Annotated in this window: 12 protein-coding genes; 8 read left to right on the top strand and 4 right to left on the bottom strand. The window is 71.3% G+C overall.

The features are described from left to right. Positions 1–211 precede the first annotated feature (211 nt). Positions 212–763 (bottom strand): gluconokinase, encoded by a 552-nt coding sequence (locus N4G66_RS24325; protein ID WP_261706299.1) that lies wholly within the window; start codon positions 761–763, stop codon positions 212–214. A gap of 514 nt (positions 764–1277) precedes the next feature. Between N4G66_RS24325 and N4G66_RS24320 the strand changes: the two genes are divergently transcribed. From N4G66_RS24320 to N4G66_RS24310, 3 genes are all read left to right on the top strand, one after another. Then, positions 1278–2072 (top strand): SDR family oxidoreductase, encoded by a 795-nt coding sequence (locus N4G66_RS24320; protein ID WP_261706355.1) that lies wholly within the window; start codon positions 1278–1280, stop codon positions 2070–2072. A gap of 524 nt (positions 2073–2596) precedes the next feature. Next, the gene (locus tag N4G66_RS24315) at positions 2597–4375 is read left to right on the top strand and encodes a cation:proton antiporter (RefSeq protein WP_261706354.1); all 1779 of its coding nucleotides are present in this window, start codon (positions 2597–2599) and stop codon (positions 4373–4375) included. Positions 4376–4521: 146 nt separating this feature from the next. Then, the gene (locus N4G66_RS24310) at positions 4522–4956 is read left to right on the top strand and encodes a DUF7144 family membrane protein (RefSeq protein ID WP_261706298.1); all 435 of its coding nucleotides are present in this window, start codon (positions 4522–4524) and stop codon (positions 4954–4956) included. Positions 4957–4998: 42 nt separating this feature from the next. Here the strand turns inward: N4G66_RS24310 and N4G66_RS24305 are convergent, their stop codons facing one another. Then, positions 4999–6822 (bottom strand): glycoside hydrolase family 15 protein, encoded by a 1824-nt coding sequence (locus tag N4G66_RS24305; protein ID WP_261706353.1) that lies wholly within the window; start codon positions 6820–6822, stop codon positions 4999–5001. 250 nt (positions 6823–7072) lie between these two features. Here N4G66_RS24305 and N4G66_RS24300 point away from each other — a divergent pair, with 250 nt between their 5' ends. Further along, the gene (locus N4G66_RS24300; RefSeq protein WP_261706297.1) at positions 7073–8056 is read left to right on the top strand and encodes an aldo/keto reductase; all 984 of its coding nucleotides are present in this window, start codon (positions 7073–7075) and stop codon (positions 8054–8056) included. 297 nt (positions 8057–8353) lie between these two features. On the opposite strand, the gene N4G66_RS24295 is transcribed toward N4G66_RS24300, so the two are convergent. Continuing rightward, a complete protein-coding gene (locus tag N4G66_RS24295; RefSeq protein ID WP_391858875.1) occupies positions 8354–8932 on the bottom strand; it encodes a DUF2238 domain-containing protein in 579 nt (192 codons plus the stop codon). Positions 8933–9221: 289 nt separating this feature from the next. On the opposite strand from N4G66_RS24295, the gene N4G66_RS24290 reads away from it, so the two are divergent. The 3 genes from N4G66_RS24290 (at position 9222) to N4G66_RS24280 (ending at position 13928) form a co-directional block, all read left to right on the top strand. Then, on the top strand, positions 9222–9956 hold the full coding sequence (locus N4G66_RS24290; RefSeq protein WP_261706295.1) for a TetR/AcrR family transcriptional regulator: 735 nt from the start codon (positions 9222–9224) through the stop codon (positions 9954–9956). Positions 9957–10082: 126 nt separating this feature from the next. Further along, positions 10083–11252, top strand: a complete 1170-nt coding sequence (locus N4G66_RS24285) for an FAD-dependent oxidoreductase (protein WP_261706294.1) — start codon at positions 10083–10085, stop codon at positions 11250–11252. 246 nt (positions 11253–11498) lie between these two features. Further along, entirely contained in the window at positions 11499–13928 is a 2430-nt protein-coding gene (locus N4G66_RS24280; protein WP_261706293.1) for a GH92 family glycosyl hydrolase, read from the top strand. A gap of 49 nt (positions 13929–13977) precedes the next feature. On the opposite strand, the gene N4G66_RS24275 is transcribed toward N4G66_RS24280, so the two are convergent. Continuing rightward, a complete protein-coding gene (locus N4G66_RS24275; protein ID WP_261706292.1) occupies positions 13978–15006 on the bottom strand; it encodes a hypothetical protein in 1029 nt (342 codons plus the stop codon). Between the two features lie 251 nt (positions 15007–15257). Between N4G66_RS24275 and tgmA the strand changes: the two genes are divergently transcribed. Next, entirely contained in the window at positions 15258–15449 is a 192-nt protein-coding gene (gene tgmA / locus N4G66_RS24270) for a putative ATP-grasp-modified RiPP (protein WP_261706291.1), read from the top strand. Positions 15450–15460: the final 11 nt, after the last annotated feature.

Genomic DNA, 15460 nt, shown 5'->3' with positions numbered 1-15460 from the left:
GACCGGCACCGCCGGTTCGTGTCCTGCGGCAAGGGAAGCGGCTGCCGCGGAACAGCGCCCCGGAGTACTTCCGGGGCGCCGTGCGTGTTCTGTGCCCGTAGCCCGTAGCCCGTAGCCCGTAGCCCGTAGCCCGTAGCCCGTAGCCCGTAGCCCGTAGCCCGTAGCATCGGCCCTTCGGCCTTTGGCCCCTCGGTCCTCTGTTTCTGCGCCGCTAGTCGGTGGTCGTGCCCCGGCGTTCGGACTCGAACGCGGCAAGGGCGGTCTGGATCCGGTCCAAGGTCGTCTCGGTGTCGCCCGTGGCGTCGACGGTCAGCCCCGGTTCGTCGTCGAGCAGTGGCTGGAGGGCGTCGTACTGGGATGCGAGCAGTTCCTCGGACATGAAGTGGCCGGTGCGGTGCGTGATGCGCCGATGGGCGACCTCCCGCTCCAGGTCCAGGTGCACGAACCACACGCCGGGCCCGGCCGCGCGGAGCAGCTCCCGGTAGGTGAGTTTGAGGGCCGAGCAGGAGACGACCGCGCTCCGCCGGGACCGGGTCGCGTCGCGGATCCAGTTCGCGAGCGTGTGCAGCCACGGTTCGCGGTCGGCGTCGTCCAGCGGCCGGCCCGCGCTCATCCTGGCGATGTTCCGCGGTGGGTGGAAGTCGTCGCCCTCCACGAAGGGCACGTTGAGACGCTGGGCGAGCCTCTTCCCGAATGTGCTCTTGCCGGACGCCGAGACGCCCATCACGACCACGATCGTCGGTGCGGCCCCGGGTGATGGCATGCGGCTCCTCCTGGATCGGTCCGGCAGGACGTGGGTGCCCTCGCCGGAATCCTGGGGGGAGGGCCGGGACGGCGGGCCCCCGTGGCGACGTGGTCCGGCGGAATGCACCCGGATGGGTGCGCCGCGGACGGAGGCCTGTGCTGTTCCGCGCGGTGGACTCGTGCCGGGCCGGCCCTGTCGTGCGGTGCTTTCGCGCCGCGGGGCACCGGAGCCGGGCGGTTGCTCCGCCGGAGGGACCCGGCTACTTCCAACGGCCGAGCGGGGCGGGTCCGCCCTCGCCGACTCCTGGTGGGAGTGATTGCCTCGGTGCGGGGTCTGCGGACTCGAAGTCGACGTGGTCGCGGCGGACAGGAGTTCCCCGCGGCCCAAGGACACCGGCGTCGTGCCGAGCGGGCCCCGCCGGGTGGGTCGGCGGACCGGCGGCAGGTCCGGACCCCGTACACGGCGCACCGACGAATGGGAGACGGCAGTGACCTCAGGTGTGGACACCGGTGGGCAGCTTGCGGGGCTGCCGCTGCTGCGGGGCCAGAAGGCTCTGGTGACCGGGGCGAACTCGGGCATCGGACTGGCGACGGCGATCGCGCTGGGCAGGGCGGGCGCCGACGTGGTCGTCAACTACGTCGCCGGACAGGAGGCCGCCGAGGACGTGGTCCGGCAGATCCAGGGCTTCGGCGTACGGGCCTTCGCCCACGAGGCGGACGTGTCCGACGAGGGCCAGGTCGTCGGGATGTTCGCGCGCATGCTGGAGGAGTTCGGCACGATCGACATCCTGGTGGCCAACGCGGGCCTGCAACGGGACGCGGCGGTGACGGAGATGACCCTCGCGCAGTGGCACAAGGTCATCGACGTGAACCTCACCGGCCAGTTCCTGTGCGCCAGGGAGGCGACCAAGGAGTTCCTGCGGCGTGGTGTCGTGCCCGAGGTCTCCCGCTCGGCCGGGAAGATCGTCTGCATGAGTTCCGTGCACCAGATCATCCCGTGGTCAGGTCACCTGAACTACGCCGCCTCCAAGGGCGGCGTCCTGATGCTCATGCAGACCCTGGCACAGGAACTGGGCCCGCACGGAGTCCGGGTCAACGCGGTCGCGCCGGGCGCCATCAAGACCCCGATCAACCGCAGCGCCTGGGAGACCCCCGAGGCCGAGGCGGAGCTGCTCAAACTGATCCCCTACCGCAGGGTCGGCGACCCCGAGGACATCGCCGCCGCGGTGACGGTCCTGGCCTCCGACCTCATGGACTACGTCGTCGGCACGACCCTGTTCGTCGACGGCGGGATGACCCTCTTCCCCGGCTTCGCCACCGGCGGCTGAGAGCATTTCCGGCGGCGCGCGTGGTGCGTCCTCGCCCTGATCGGCCTCGCCGAGACACGCGATCACACCGCGTACGTCTGCCAAGGCCTCACCCACGGTCCGGGGCTGCCGCCGGTGATCCTCTCGGCGGTGGTGGCGGCCATCGCGTGGCTGTCGCCGGACCGGCCGCCGGCTGGGCCCGGTTCACCTCGGTGGGCGCGGTGGCGCTGGTGATCGCCGCGCGGGGCGCCTCCCAGCGGCCGTACCCCGTGCCTGAGTTCGGCACGATCCAGGAGGCGGCCGGAGCGGCAGGTTCGTCGCACCGGCCGCTGGTCGTCCCGGTGATCGCAATCGTGCTCGTGCTCGTGGGGCCCGCGCCGGTGGCGCTCCACCGCCTCGACACGCAAGGTCCGCCGGCAGCCCGGACCGGCGCGGACGTCGAGCGCGGTACGGGCCGCCCGTCGCGAGCCGACCGTCCGGCCCGCCCCGGTACGACGGACCGCGACGAACCAACCGTCGGCCAAGCCACCGGCAGGGAGACAGCCGTGACGGACAATCAGATCCTCGAAGGCCTCGGACTGATCGTCGTCCTGGCCGTCGGCTCCCAGCTGCTGGCGAGCCGGCTGCGGATCCCCGCCCTGCTCGTCCTGCTGCCGGTCGGTTTCACCGCGGGCGCCCTGACCGACATCGTCAACCCCGACAAACTGCTCGGGGACGCCTTCTCCCCGATGGTGTCGCTCGCCGTGGCGGTGATCCTCTACGAGGCCGGGCTCGGCCTGAACGTGAGCAGGCTGCACGGACACATGCGGCGTGTCGTGGCGCGGCTCATCTGGATCGGTGTCCTGATCACCTGGGCGGCCACCGCCGTTCTCGCCGTACCCCTGCTGGGCATGTCGAAGCGTTCGGCGGTCATGCTCGGCGCGATCCTTGTCGTCTCGGGGCCCACGGTCGTCGGCCCGCTCCTCCACTTCGTGCGTCCGACCGAGCGGCTGCAGCACATCCTGATCTGGGAGGGGTCGCTGATCGACCCGGTCGGAGGCATTCTCGGGGCGCTCGTCTTCCACGCCGTCCTCACGAGCAACAGCAACGGGCCGGGCGGCAAGCTCGGTCAGTTCGCGGCGAGTTCGGCCGTCGGACTGATCGGCGGCGCGGTGGGGGCCGCCGCCCTGTGGCTCCTTCTCAGCCGCCTGCACCTGGGCGAGGTGCTGGGCACGACGGCACAGCTCGCCGCCGCGGTGGGGGTGGCGGCCCTGTGCGACGCCATCCGGGACGACACCGGGCTCATCGCCGCGGTCGTCATGGGGATGGCCCTCGCCAATCTGCCGGGCGTGTCCCTCCCGGCGCGCCGCCCCTTCCTCGAGACCCTGGTGTCGCTGATCATCGGGCTGCTGTTCATCTCCATCTCGGCCACGGTCACCCCGGCGTCCCTGCGGCACATCATCCTGCCCACGCTCGGTCTCGTCGCCGCCCTGGTCCTGGTGGTCAGGCCGCTGGTCGCGTTCCTGTCCACCGCCGGAACGGACCTGCTCCGCGGCGAGCGAGCGTTCATCGGATGGATGGCACCCCGCGGCATCGTCGCCGCGTCCACCGCCTCGACCTTCTCCGCCGCGCTGGTCTCCGATCACGTCGGCGGCGCCCAGAAGATCCTGCCCGCCACCTTCCTGGTGATCGTCACCACGGTGACGCTGTACGGCCTGAGCGCACACCCCGTCGCCCGGAGGCTGGGCGCGCTGCGCCCCGCGAGGGCCCGCCCGCTGCTGGTGGGCGGCGACCCTTGGGCGATCGACCTGGGACGCGCCCTTCGCTCCGCGGGCCTCGACGTGCTGATGTGGGCCGGACGAGACGAGCAACGTGACCAGATCCGGGCCGCCGGACTGAGCCTGGCGCCGGGTGAGCTGCTCGCCGCGGCCACCGGCGAGGGAGCGGAACTCGAAGGGATCACCGGCGTTCTGCTGCTCACCGAGGAGGACGACTTCAACGCGCTGGCGTCGGAGACCCTGCGCGGCACGGTCGACGGGTTCGTCCACCGGCTGGGGCCGCCCGGTCTGAGTCACGGCGTCGTCGCCCCCTACGCGACCGGCGACACCCTGTTCGGGGCCGAGCTGAACAGGCCGGAACTGGCCCGCCGCTACGAGGACGGCGCCCGGATCACCCTCCGCCGTGTCGAACAGGGCCTCCCGGCCGGACACGCGCTGCTGTTCCTCGTACGGCCGGACGGGCGGCTGGACCCGGTCACCGAGACCCGCACCCCGCGGCCGGAGGCCCATGACACCGCGATCCTGCTCGGTCCGGCCCGGGTACCCGGCGCGGTGCGGGCGGACTGACGACGGGACTGGCGACGAGGACTCACGACCGGGACCGATGACCGGGACCGACGACGGCCCGTGCGGGCCACCCGCCGGTCGCGTCCGGACACCAACGGGCCAGTACGGATTGCGGTCTGCCCCCCCGGCTGGATCTCATGGATCTCATGCAGCAACAAGCCTCTGAGCCAGACGACCTCGTGCCGCCGATGGAGCGTTCGCACTGGGTGGCCTTCGCCGGGATCCTGCTGATGGTCAGCGCTCTGTTCAACCTTCTCAACGGCTTCGTGGCGATCTTCAACCACGGCTACTACTCGACCGTGTACTCCCAGGGCAACCGGCTGCTCATCCTCAACTACACGGCCTGGGGCTGGATCTTCGTCGTCATCGGCATCGTGATGGCGCTGGCGGGTCTCGGTGTGTTCGTGGGCTCCAGGGGGGCCCGGCTGACGGGTATCGGCCTGGCCGCGTTCTCTCTGGTCGCGCAGATGATCTTCCTTCCGGTCTACCCGTTCTGGTCGGTGTTCACGATGCTCGTGTCCCTGCTGGTCATCTACGGCCTGCTGGTCGAGCCGAAGCATGTGCACGGGGCCCGGGTGTGAGTGTGTTCCCCGGCGGCCCTGGCCGGGAGCGGCCGGGCGGTCTCAGCCGCGCAGCCGGTCGAGTGCCTCGTCGAGCGTCGTGGCCGCCATGATCAGCGACAGATGGGTGAACGCCTGGGGGAAGTTGCCCAGTTGTTCGCCGGTCGGGCCCACCTCCTCGGCGAAGAGGCCGACGTGGTTGGCGTACGTATGCATCTTCTCGAACGTGTAGCGCGCCTCGGCCAGCCTGCCGGAGCGGGCCAGCGCGTCGACGTAGAGGAAGGTGCACAGACTGAAGGTGCCCTCCGAGCCGCGCAGTCCGTCCGGGGAGGCGGCGGGGTCGTAGCGGTAGACGAGGCTGTCGGAGACCAGCGTCCGGCTCATCGCGTCGAGTGTCGACAGCCAGGTCGGGTCCTTCGCGCCCAGGAAGCCGACCCGGGGGATGAGCAGGAGCGAGGCGTCCAGTACGCCGCCGTCGTAGTACTGGACGTACGCCCGCTCCTTGTCGTTCCAGCCGCGCTCCATCACCTGCTCCAGGACGGCGTCGCGCGCCCGGGTCCAGAGCGCGGTGTTCGCCGGCCGGCTCCATTCGTGGGCCAGGCGCAGACCGCGGTTGAACGCGGCCCAGCACATCACCCTGCTGTACGTGAAGTCCTTGCGCCCGCCGCGGGTCTCCCAGATGCCCTCGTCGGGGCGGTCCCAGTTGTCGGCGAGCCAGTCCAGGCTGCGGGTGACGGCCTTCCAGCCCGCGTAGTCGGCCTGGATGCCGATCTCCCGGCCCTCCGACAGGCCGTAGAGGGCCTCGCCGTAGATGTCGAGCTGGAGCTGGTCCGCGGCCGCGTTGCCGACCCGTACGGGGGAGGAGCCGCGGTAGCCCTCGAAGTGGTCCAGGATCTCCTCGCCGAGCAGGGGGGTCCCGTCCACCCGGTACATGATCTGGAGGGCTTCGCCCTCCTGGTCCAGGCGTTCCATCAGCCGTTCGCGCAGCCAGTGGGTGAACGCCGTCGCCTCCTCGACGAACCCGAGGTCGAGCAGGGCGCGCAGCGACAGGGAACCGTCCCGTACCCAGGTGTAGCGGTAGTCCCAGTTGCGTTCGCCGCCGACCTGTTCCGGCAGGCCCATGGTGGCCGCCGCGACCGGGGCGCCGGTGGGCGCGTAGGTCAGGAGCTTGAGGGTTATCGCGGAGCGGTGCACCATGTCGGGCCAGCGGCCCCGGTACCTGGAGGTCCGCACCCAGCGCTGCCAGAACTCGATGGTCTCCGCCAGGTCCTGTTCGGTCCCCGGCACGGTGGGCGGCGGCGGTGCCGTGGCGTCCGGCCCGTCCACGGTGAACACGGCCGTCGCCGTCTCGCCGGCGTTCAGGGTGACGGAGCTGCGGACGTCCTGTCCGTCCCGCTCCAGAGGGAAGGTGCTCTGCAGGAACGCGGTGATTCCCGGGCTCCGGAAGACGGCGCCTTCGGGACCGAGGGCGAGGTCGTGACCGGCCCGCCCGTAGTCGAAGCGCGGGCGGCACTCCAGGACGAACCGCATCGTTCCCCGCACCGCCCGCACGGCGCGGACGAGCCGGTGCCGGGCGGAGGCGGTCCCGGTGCGGTCCGGGGGCATCCAGTCGAGGACCTCGCCCACCCCGTCCGGTGACATGAACCGGGTCACCAGCACCGCCGTGTCCGGGTAGTAGAGCTGTTTCCAGGCGCCTTCGAGGTGGGAGGGCGCCAGCCGGAAATAGCCTCCGCCGTCGTGGTCGAGCAGCGCGGCGAAGATGCTGGGGGAGTCGAAGCGCGGGGCGGCGAACCAGTCCACGACGCCCTTGGCGGAGACCAGAGCGGAGGACTGGAGATCGCCCACCAGGCCATGGTCGGCGATGGGCGGATAGCGGTCCATGGCGATCCAATCTCGAGGATCCAGGCATCTTCACTATCCGACATTACGGATGTATGTGCTTGTTCGTCCCTGGAGAGGGGCTGATCACGCGCGCGATGGCTCGCGGGACGCGGCTGGATTGCCGAACGCCGGGTGGCCGGGGTCGGCAACTGCTGCGTGCTGACTGCGGTTAAGGGTGCTCCGGCACGCGTATCGCGCGAGGACGCGCGGGGCGGGGGCGTCCTGTCCGGCAGGCGGGAAGTGTCAGACTGACGCCATGGACGAGCGCGTATTCGACAGGTCGGGTCAGCATGCTTCGGTGATCGGTCTCGGCACCTGGCAACTGGGGGCCGACTGGGGCGACGTGAGTGAGAAGGACGCCCTGGCCGTGCTGGAGACGGCGGCGGAGTCGGGGGTGACCTTCTTCGACACCGCCGATGTGTACGGCGACGGGCGGAGCGAGGAGGCCATCGCGACCTTCCTGAGCGGACGACCGGACCTGCACGTCATGGTCGCCACCAAGATGGGCCGCCGTGTCGACCAGATCCCGGAGAACTACGTCCTCGACAACTTCCGTGCCTGGAACGACCGTTCCCGCCGCAACCTCGGCGTCGACCGCCTCGACCTGGTGCAGTTGCACTGCCCGCCGACCCCCGTGTACTCCAGCGACGCGGTGTTCGACGCCCTCGACACCCTGGTCGAGGAGGAGCGGATCGCGGCGTACGGCGTGAGCGTCGAGACGTGCGACGAGGCACTGACCGCCATCGCCCGCCCGAACGTGGCGAGCGTCCAGATCATCCTCAACCCCTTCCGCATGAAGCCCCTGCGGCAGGTCCTGCCCGCGGCCCGGGAGGCGGGCGTCGGCATCATCGCGCGGGTTCCGCTGGCCTCCGGGCTGCTTTCCGGCAAGTACACCAAGGACACCGTCTTCGCCGCCGACGACCACCGTACGTACAACCGCCACGGCGAGGCCTTCGACCAGGGCGAGACCTTCTCCGGGGTCGACTTCGTGACGGGCGTGGAGGCGGCGGCCGAGTTCTCCGCCCTCGCCCCCGAGGGGTACACGCCGGCCCAGCTGGCGCTGCGGTGGATCGTCGGGCAGCCCGGCGTCACCACGGTGATCCCGGGCGCCCGCTCACCCGAACAGGCCCGCGCCAACGCGGCAGCCGCGAAACTTCCCGAGCTGTCGCGCACGACGCTGGACGCCATCGACGAGCTGTACGAGCGACGGATCAAGGAGCAGGTGGAGAGCCGCTGGTAGCGGCACGCGGGACCCGGCGGCGGAACGCACCCGTTCTTGGTGGTCCGTGCCGCCAGGGCATGCCGGCCCCCGGAGGGCGGCGCCGCCGGGACCGGTCAGCCTCTTGGCGGCCCGTACCGCCGGGCACACGGGCTGGTGCGGGCTGGTGCTGCCGGGACGGGTGAGTTCTCGCTGGTCCGAGCCCCGGGGTACGGAGCCCCGGAGGGCACAGCGCCCGCGGGGCACAGCGACCTCGGGTGGCCGGTGGCCGTACCGCCGGGACGGACAGGCCCGGTAGCCCGGTGCCGCCGGAGCGGGTCAGTCTCCGGCGCCCCGAGCCGCCGGAAGCGCGCCGAGTTGCCGGTCGTGCACGCGGCTCAGCACCAGGACCGAGACGGTCGCGCCGATCAGGGCGCAGAACATGTCCCACTGGGTGTCCCACACATCGCCCTGGGTCGCCAGGAAGGCGTCCGCGCCGCGGCCGCCGATCACGGCGGCCGCCCACTCGAACATCTCGAAGAGGGCACTGAAGGCGAGGCACGCGCACACGGTGAGCGGCGCCAGCCACCTGCTGCCGCGCAGCGGTGACGTCCGGCTGAGCAGTTCCCGCACCAGGACCGCCGGCACGAAGCCCTGCATGAGGTGTCCGAACCGGTCGTACGGATTGCGGTCGAGCGCGAACGTGTCGCGCACCCAGTCGCCGAGCGGCACCTGCGCGTAGGTGTAGTGGCCGCCCACCGCGAGCACCAGCGCGTGCGCCGCGAGGAGGCAGTACAGCAGGCTCGTCAGCGGGAAACGCCGTCGGCTGAGCACTACCGCTGGCAGCCCGACGAGCACCCACACCGTCTCCAGCAGCCAGGTCGTCCCATCGTGCGCATGCCATGCGGAGACCGCCATGCCGGTGATCACCACCGCGAGGAGCACGGCCGGGAGCGTCCGGTGCGCGGCGGACTCCGGGGAGGCCGGGCGCGGGCGGCGCGGGGCGAGGGCTGATCCGGGCATGGGCGGGCTCCTTCGTCCAGGTGGCCCCATGGTGATCGGGCTCCTTCGTCCAGATGGCCCCCATGGTGATGGAGGGCCGGGGAGGGTGGCATGAGTACGGGTACTCACTCGGCCGCCCGCGCAATCCGGCGAACATGTTCGCAACGTACTTGTTCGCAACGAACATGTTCGTTACCGTGGAGGAGTGACAGGACAACCCGCCCCCCGCCCCAGCCGCCGTGAACGCCCGGCGAAGCCGGCCCTGACCAGGGACGGCATCATCAGGACCGCCGTCGCGCTGATGCGCGCCGAAGGCCTGCCGCGCGTCACCATGCGCCGCCTGGCGCAGGAACTCGACACCGGACCGGCCTCGCTCTACGTCTATGTGCGCAACACCGCCGAGCTGCACGCGGCGGTGCTCGACGACCTGCTCGGCGGCGTCGACCTGGGCCCGGCCCGTGCGGACGGCGACTGGCGCGACCGGCTCGTGAAGGTCCTCACCTCGTACACGGCCGTCCTGTTCGAGCACCCGGGCCTCGCCCGCTCGGCACTGGTGGCCCGCCCGTCCGGGGAGCACTACCTGGACCTGGCCGAGGCGCTGCTGTCCCTGCTCGACGAGGGCGGTGTCCCCGGTGAGCGGGCGGCATGGGCGATCGACCTGCTGCTCCAGTTCGCCACCGCCACCGCTGCGGAGCACGCCGCGGGGGAGAAGGACCCGGCCGACACCGAGGGCGAGTGGGCGGCGCTCGCCGCGGCGGTGCGCGGTGCCTCCCCCGAGCGGCACCCGCACATCGCCGCGCTGGGCACGGACCTGCTCTCCGGTCCGGGCGAGGCCCGTCTGAACTGGGGCTTCCACGTCCTCATCAACGGCGTCCTGCTCACGCCCCGGCCGGACACGCCCGAGACGCCGGGCAAGCCCGCGCAGTCCGGCACGCCGTGAGCCCTCACCGGCCCCCGGCCGCACCCACCCCACCCGAGATGCCGTGAGCCTCATCCGCCGACGGCCGTCACCACCGCGCACCGTCACCGAGAGCCGACGGTCAGCCCCGTACAAGGAGAACCAGCCATGACGAACACCCACACCCACACCCACACCCACCACCCCATCGCCGTGATCGGTGCCGGTCTCGGCGGCCTCACGCTCGCCCGTGTCCTGCACCTGAACGGCATAGAAGCCGCCGTCTACGACCTGGACGCCTCACCGACCGCCCGCCCCCAGGGCGGCATGCTCGACATGCACGAGGACTCGGGCCAGGCCGCGCTGCGCGCCGCCGGGCTCCACGACGAGTTCCGCGCGGCCATCCACGCCGGCGGCGAGGCCATGCGCATCCTCGACAAGAACGCCACCGTCCGGATGGAGGACGCGGGCGAGAACGAATCACGCCCGGAGATCTCCAGGGCCACCCTGCGTGACATCCTGCTCGGCTCGCTGCCCGAGGGCACCGTCCGCTGGGGTGCCAAGGTCACCGGGACACGGACGGCCGGGGACGGCCGTCACGAGGTGACCCTCGCCGACGGGCGCGCCTTCACCGCCGACGTGCTGATCGGCGCCGACGGCGCCTGGTCGAAGGTACGGCCGCTGCTCACGGACGCCACCCCGGTCTACGCCGGTATCTCCTTCGTCGAGATGCATCTGCTCGACGCCGACACCCGTCACCCGAAGGGCGCGGCCGTCGTGGGAGGCGGCATCCTGTTCGCGCTCGCCGAGGAGAAGGGCCTGCTCGGCCACCGTGACCCGGACGGCTCCCTGCATGTCTACGCCGCCCTGCGCACGCCCGCCGACTGGGCGGTCTCCGGTGCCGTCGACTTCACCGACACCGAGGCGGCCAAGCGCAGCCTTCTGGAGTACTTCGACGGCTGGGACGAGAGCCTGTGCTCCCTCATCGCGGAGGCGGACGGCGAACTCGTCGCCCGGCCGGTCCACGCCCTGCCGCCCGGCCTGCGCTGGGAGCGCGTCCCCGGTGTCACCCTGCTCGGTGACGCCGCCCATCTGATGTCCCCGTTCGCCGGAGAGGGCGCCAACCTCGCGATGCTCGACGGCGCCGAACTCGCCGCCGCCCTCGTCGCCCACCCCGGCGACACCGAGAAGGCCCTCACCGTCTACGAGGAGGCACTCTTCCCGCGCTCCGCGGCCTCGGCCACCGAGTCCGCCGCGAACCTCTCGATCTGCTTCAGCCCGGACGCCCCGCAGAGCCTGGTCGACCTGATGAACCAGTATCGGGGCGACGCCAACTGACGTACAGAGAAGTAGTCATGACGGTCGGTCAGTGAATTCCGGTTCTCGTCGGCCGACGGCGCGACCCCCTTCACCACCGCGTGGGCCCACCCTTCACCACGCCGTCACCCTCCGGACGCACACGTCACTTCCGGCACTCCCGGGCGCCCTCTATCCTCGCGCCCTGGGCCGGAGTCCGGGGCAGTCGCCGGACATCTCCGGTCCGACCTGTCCTCGCACCCTGTCCGTCGGAAGGTGACACCTCCCATGCGCCCCTCATGGCCGCGCACAGCAAGACGGTTCGGCAGCAGGTCCGCCGCCGTACTCGTGACCACCGCCCTCGCCCTGGCGACCCCGCTCCCCGCCGACGCGGGCGTCACCGCCGTGGAGCGGCCGGTGTCCCTGGTGGACCCGCTGATCGGATCGGCGAACAGCGGCACCACCTACCCGGGAGCCACGCTCCCGCAGGGGATGATCGGCTGGTCCCCGACCAGCACGACCGGCGACCAGACCAGCACCGGGGCCGCCAACGGCTACCAGTACAACGTCACCCGCATCCGCGGTCTGAGCCTCACCCATGTCAACGGCGCCGGTTGCAACCCCGGCGCCGCGGGCGACGTCCCGATCATGCCGTACGTCCGTGACGTCACGTCCTCGCCCTCGGCCGACACCAAGGACGCGGTGTACGCGGCCGACTTCTCGCACACCGCCGAGAAAGCCGTACCCGGACGCTACTCGCTCGGCCTCGCCTCGGGCGCGTCGGCCGACCTCGCGGTGAGTCGGCGGGCGGGCGTCGCCGACTTCACCTTCCCGGCCGGCAGCCCCGCCAACCTGCTGTTCCGGGTCTCCAACTCCCTCAACGGCAGCGAGGACGCACAGGTCGACATCGACACCGCGCACCGCAAGGTGACCGGCTCGGTGCTGACCGGCGCGTTCTGCGGCCGCCGCGCCAACGGCGGTACGAACAACCGCAAGAGCTACTACCGGCTGTACTTCAGCGCGTCGTTCGACCGGGCCTTCTCCTCCGTCGGTACCTGGAAGGACGGCACCTTGTCCGCGGGGTCCACCACCGCCTCGGGCGGGGAGGGCTACGCCACCGGCGCGGACCGCGCGGGCCGCGGCTCCGGCGGGTACGTCGGCTTCGACACGAGTGCTGACAACGATGTCCACATGAGGATCGGCATCTCGTACGTCAGTCTCGGCGGCGCCGAGGCCAACCTGCGCCGGGAGATCGCCCCGAACGCGAGCGTCACGGACGTGGCCGACGCGGGCGCCCGCGCCTGGAACCGCGAGCTGAGCACCGTCCGGGTCGGCGGCGGCACCACCGACCGGCGCACCACCTTCTACACCGCGCTCTACCACGCGCTCATGCAGCCGAACCTGATCAGCGACGCCGACGGCCGCTACTACGGCATGGACGGCGCGGTGCACCGTCTCGCCCGCGGGCAGCGCGCGCAGTACAGCAACTTCTCGGGCTGGGACCAGTACCGCGCCCAGATACAGCTCCTCGCCCTGCTGAAGCCACGGGTCGCGGGCGACTTCGCCCAGTCCCTCTACAACTTCGCGCAACAGAACGACGGGGTCTGGGACCGCTGGGTGCACATCAGCGGCGCCACCCACGTCATGACGGGCGACCCCTCGGCGGCGACCGTGGCCACCCTCTACGCGATGGGTGTGCGCAACTTCGACTACGAGGGAGCGTTCGACTCGCTCGTACGGCAGGCCACCGTGCCGCGCCCCGAAGGACTGCTGGATGCCGGCTGCCCCGGCCAGTGCATGGGCCAACGACCCAACCTCGCGCAGTATCTGACGTCGCATTATGCGGCGCAGGACGTGTGCCACTGCTGGGGCGGCGCCGCCGAGACGCTGGAGGACGCGGTCGCCGACTCGGCGCTCGCCAAGTGGGCGCGGCTGCTCGGCCGAGACCAGGAAGCGGCCGTCTTCGCCGAGCGGGGCGTCTACTGGCGCAATGTCTTCAACCCCGCCGCCACGGCCGGCGCCGGCTACATCCAGGCCCGCAAGCTCGACGGGTCCTGGGTGACGCCGTTCAGCCCCGGCAGCGATCTCGGCTTCGCGCAGGGCACCAGCGCCACGTACACCTGGATGGTCCCGCAGGACGTCCAGGGGCTGGCCGCCGCCATGGGCGGCCGGGACACGGCCGCGGCACGGCTGGACGGCTTCTTCCACAAGGCCGACGGCTCCTGGTCCGTGCGAGGCGGGGACGCCCTGCGCTACGACCCGACCAACGAGCCCGGCATCCACGCGCCCTGGATCTACAACGGGCTCGGACAGCCCTGGAAGACCCAGGCGACCGTCCGGCAGATCCTCGACACCGTCTACGGCACCGGCCCCTCGGGCCTGCCGGGCAACGACGACCTCGGGACCATGTCCGCCTGGTACGTCTTCTCCGCGCTCGGCCTGTACCCGCAGACCCCGGGCAGCGCGACGATGCTCCTGGGCACCCCGGTCTTCCCGCGCGCGGTGGTGCTGCGGCCGGGCGGGAAGAGCATCCTCATCAGCGCGCCCGACGCGGATGCCACCCACCTCTACATCGACGCCGTACGGGTCGACGGGCGCCCCACGCAACGCTCCTGGACCGGCGCCGGTCTCACGACCGAGGGCGGCACGGTGAGATTCGAGCTCGGCGAGCAGCCCGACACCCAGTGGGCCACCGCCCCCGAGGACCTGCCGCAGTGACCGTTCGGCCGCGCGGGAACGTCCGTTCCCGCGCGGCCGAACGGCCCGCTCACTCCCGGCAGGAGGCCCCGCGCAGCGCCGCGATGGCGGTGCCGATCGCCTGCTGGAGCTCCTCCAGGCGCTGCACCATGTCGTCCTCGTAGATGTCGTCGGCGTCGTCGAACGTCAGCTCCTCGAACACCTTCGTGGCCTTCTGCAGGCTGCTGTAGAACTTCGTCCGGCGTTCCTGGACGCGCAGTTCGGGGTCGGCCTCCACCGTCTCGACGACGAGGCTCTTCATCGTGTCGTACGCCTCCGTGGCCCACTCGCCCGCGTCCTCGCCCTCGTCGAGCTCGTCGAGGAGGGACAGATGCCGCTCGGCCTCGGAGCGCAGCTCGGCCGGAGCGTCCAGGGTCTGCCCGGCCGGTGTCCTGATCTGGCCCTTCTCCGCGATCTGGCGCACATAGCCGATACGGTCGGCCGCCCGGTTCTCGGTGGCGACCGCCTTCTTCAGTTCGTCCGTCCGGGAGATGTCGCGGGCCAACTCGGTCTGGAGCGCCGGGTCTTCCTTCACCCGGTCGAGGAGTGCGGCCCGTGCCGCCTTCGCCGTGGCGGGGTCGGCGAGGATCGCGGCCCGCAGCGCGGTCGGGTTCTCGGCCACCTCCAGGGCCTTGGTGGGACGGATGCCCTCGGCCTCCGCCGCCTCGGCGATGGCGGTGCCACGCTCCGAGGCGGCACTGGAGCGGGAGGCGTAATACGTGGACCAGACCTCCGCGTCCGGCAGTTCGGCGTCCGAGCCGGGGAGCAGGGTCTCGAAGTGGGGTACCAGGCCGTCGTCGGCGGCCCTGTCCCAGGCCTTGTAGTAGCGCATGACGCGCTCGGGCGAGCATCCGGCCAGTTCCGCGAACTCCTTCGCGGACACCTTCCGCGTCTCGGCGGCGGACTGCCCGCCGGGGCGGACACTGCGTGCCACCTTCAGCGCGAAGGTCCAGCCACCGCCCCGCGCGTAGGCGCCGAAGTCATGGGCGTCGCGCTCGACGGGGTTCGGCGCGCCGGCGCGCGCGGCGGATTCTTCGGACGAGGCGATGGCTGCGGTCAACGGGAACTCTCCTGGGATGGCGGGGCGTTGATGTCACGGAGGATGAAGCATTGGCCTAAGGTTTGCGTGAAATCAAGCAGCCACGCATGGACCGGAACCAAGCGGACACCCAAGTAAATCCGAAATGTGCAAGCCAGAAACGACGCGATGTGATGACCTTCACCCCGATGTGGCAGAAAGTGATGAATTCCTTACGGCCGTGTCACGTATGGCTGGGTATCGACCATCGCGCGACCGCGGGAGGATCTTTCGTGCGACCGTTCACTCTCAACTACGCCCAGCCCTCAGGGCAGTCGGCCGCAGTACCCCCGTACCACTTCGACGTGTCCCTGCAACTGAACGTGCTGCCCGACGGCCGCCCGGCCGTCAGCGATCGCGCGTTGCTGATGGCGACCGGCACCACGACATCGACGGCCGGTTCCCAGACGCACTTCGACGACTGACGGATGCCGCG

The sequence above is a fragment of the Streptomyces rhizosphaerihabitans genome (assembly GCF_025399795.1).
GTDB lineage: Bacteria > Actinomycetota > Actinomycetes > Streptomycetales > Streptomycetaceae > Streptomyces > Streptomyces rhizosphaerihabitans.
This window is presented reverse-complemented; position numbering and strand designations above follow the sequence as displayed.

Excerpts from the sequence above, each read along its gene's own strand:
- N4G66_RS24325 (WP_261706299.1), bottom strand. The coding sequence starts at position 763 with ATGCCATCACCCGGGGCCGCACCGACGATCGTGGTCGTGATGGGCGTC.
- N4G66_RS24310 (WP_261706298.1), top strand. The coding sequence starts at position 4,522 with ATGCAGCAACAAGCCTCTGAGCCAGACGACCTCGTGCCGCCGATGGAG.
- N4G66_RS24300 (WP_261706297.1), top strand. The coding sequence starts at position 7,073 with ATGGACGAGCGCGTATTCGACAGGTCGGGTCAGCATGCTTCGGTGATC.
- N4G66_RS24295 (WP_391858875.1), bottom strand. The coding sequence starts at position 8,932 with ATGGCGGTCTCCGCATGGCATGCGCACGATGGGACGACCTGGCTGCTG.
- N4G66_RS24285 (WP_261706294.1), top strand. The coding sequence starts at position 10,083 with ATGACGAACACCCACACCCACACCCACACCCACCACCCCATCGCCGTG.
- N4G66_RS24280 (WP_261706293.1), top strand. The coding sequence starts at position 11,499 with ATGCGCCCCTCATGGCCGCGCACAGCAAGACGGTTCGGCAGCAGGTCC.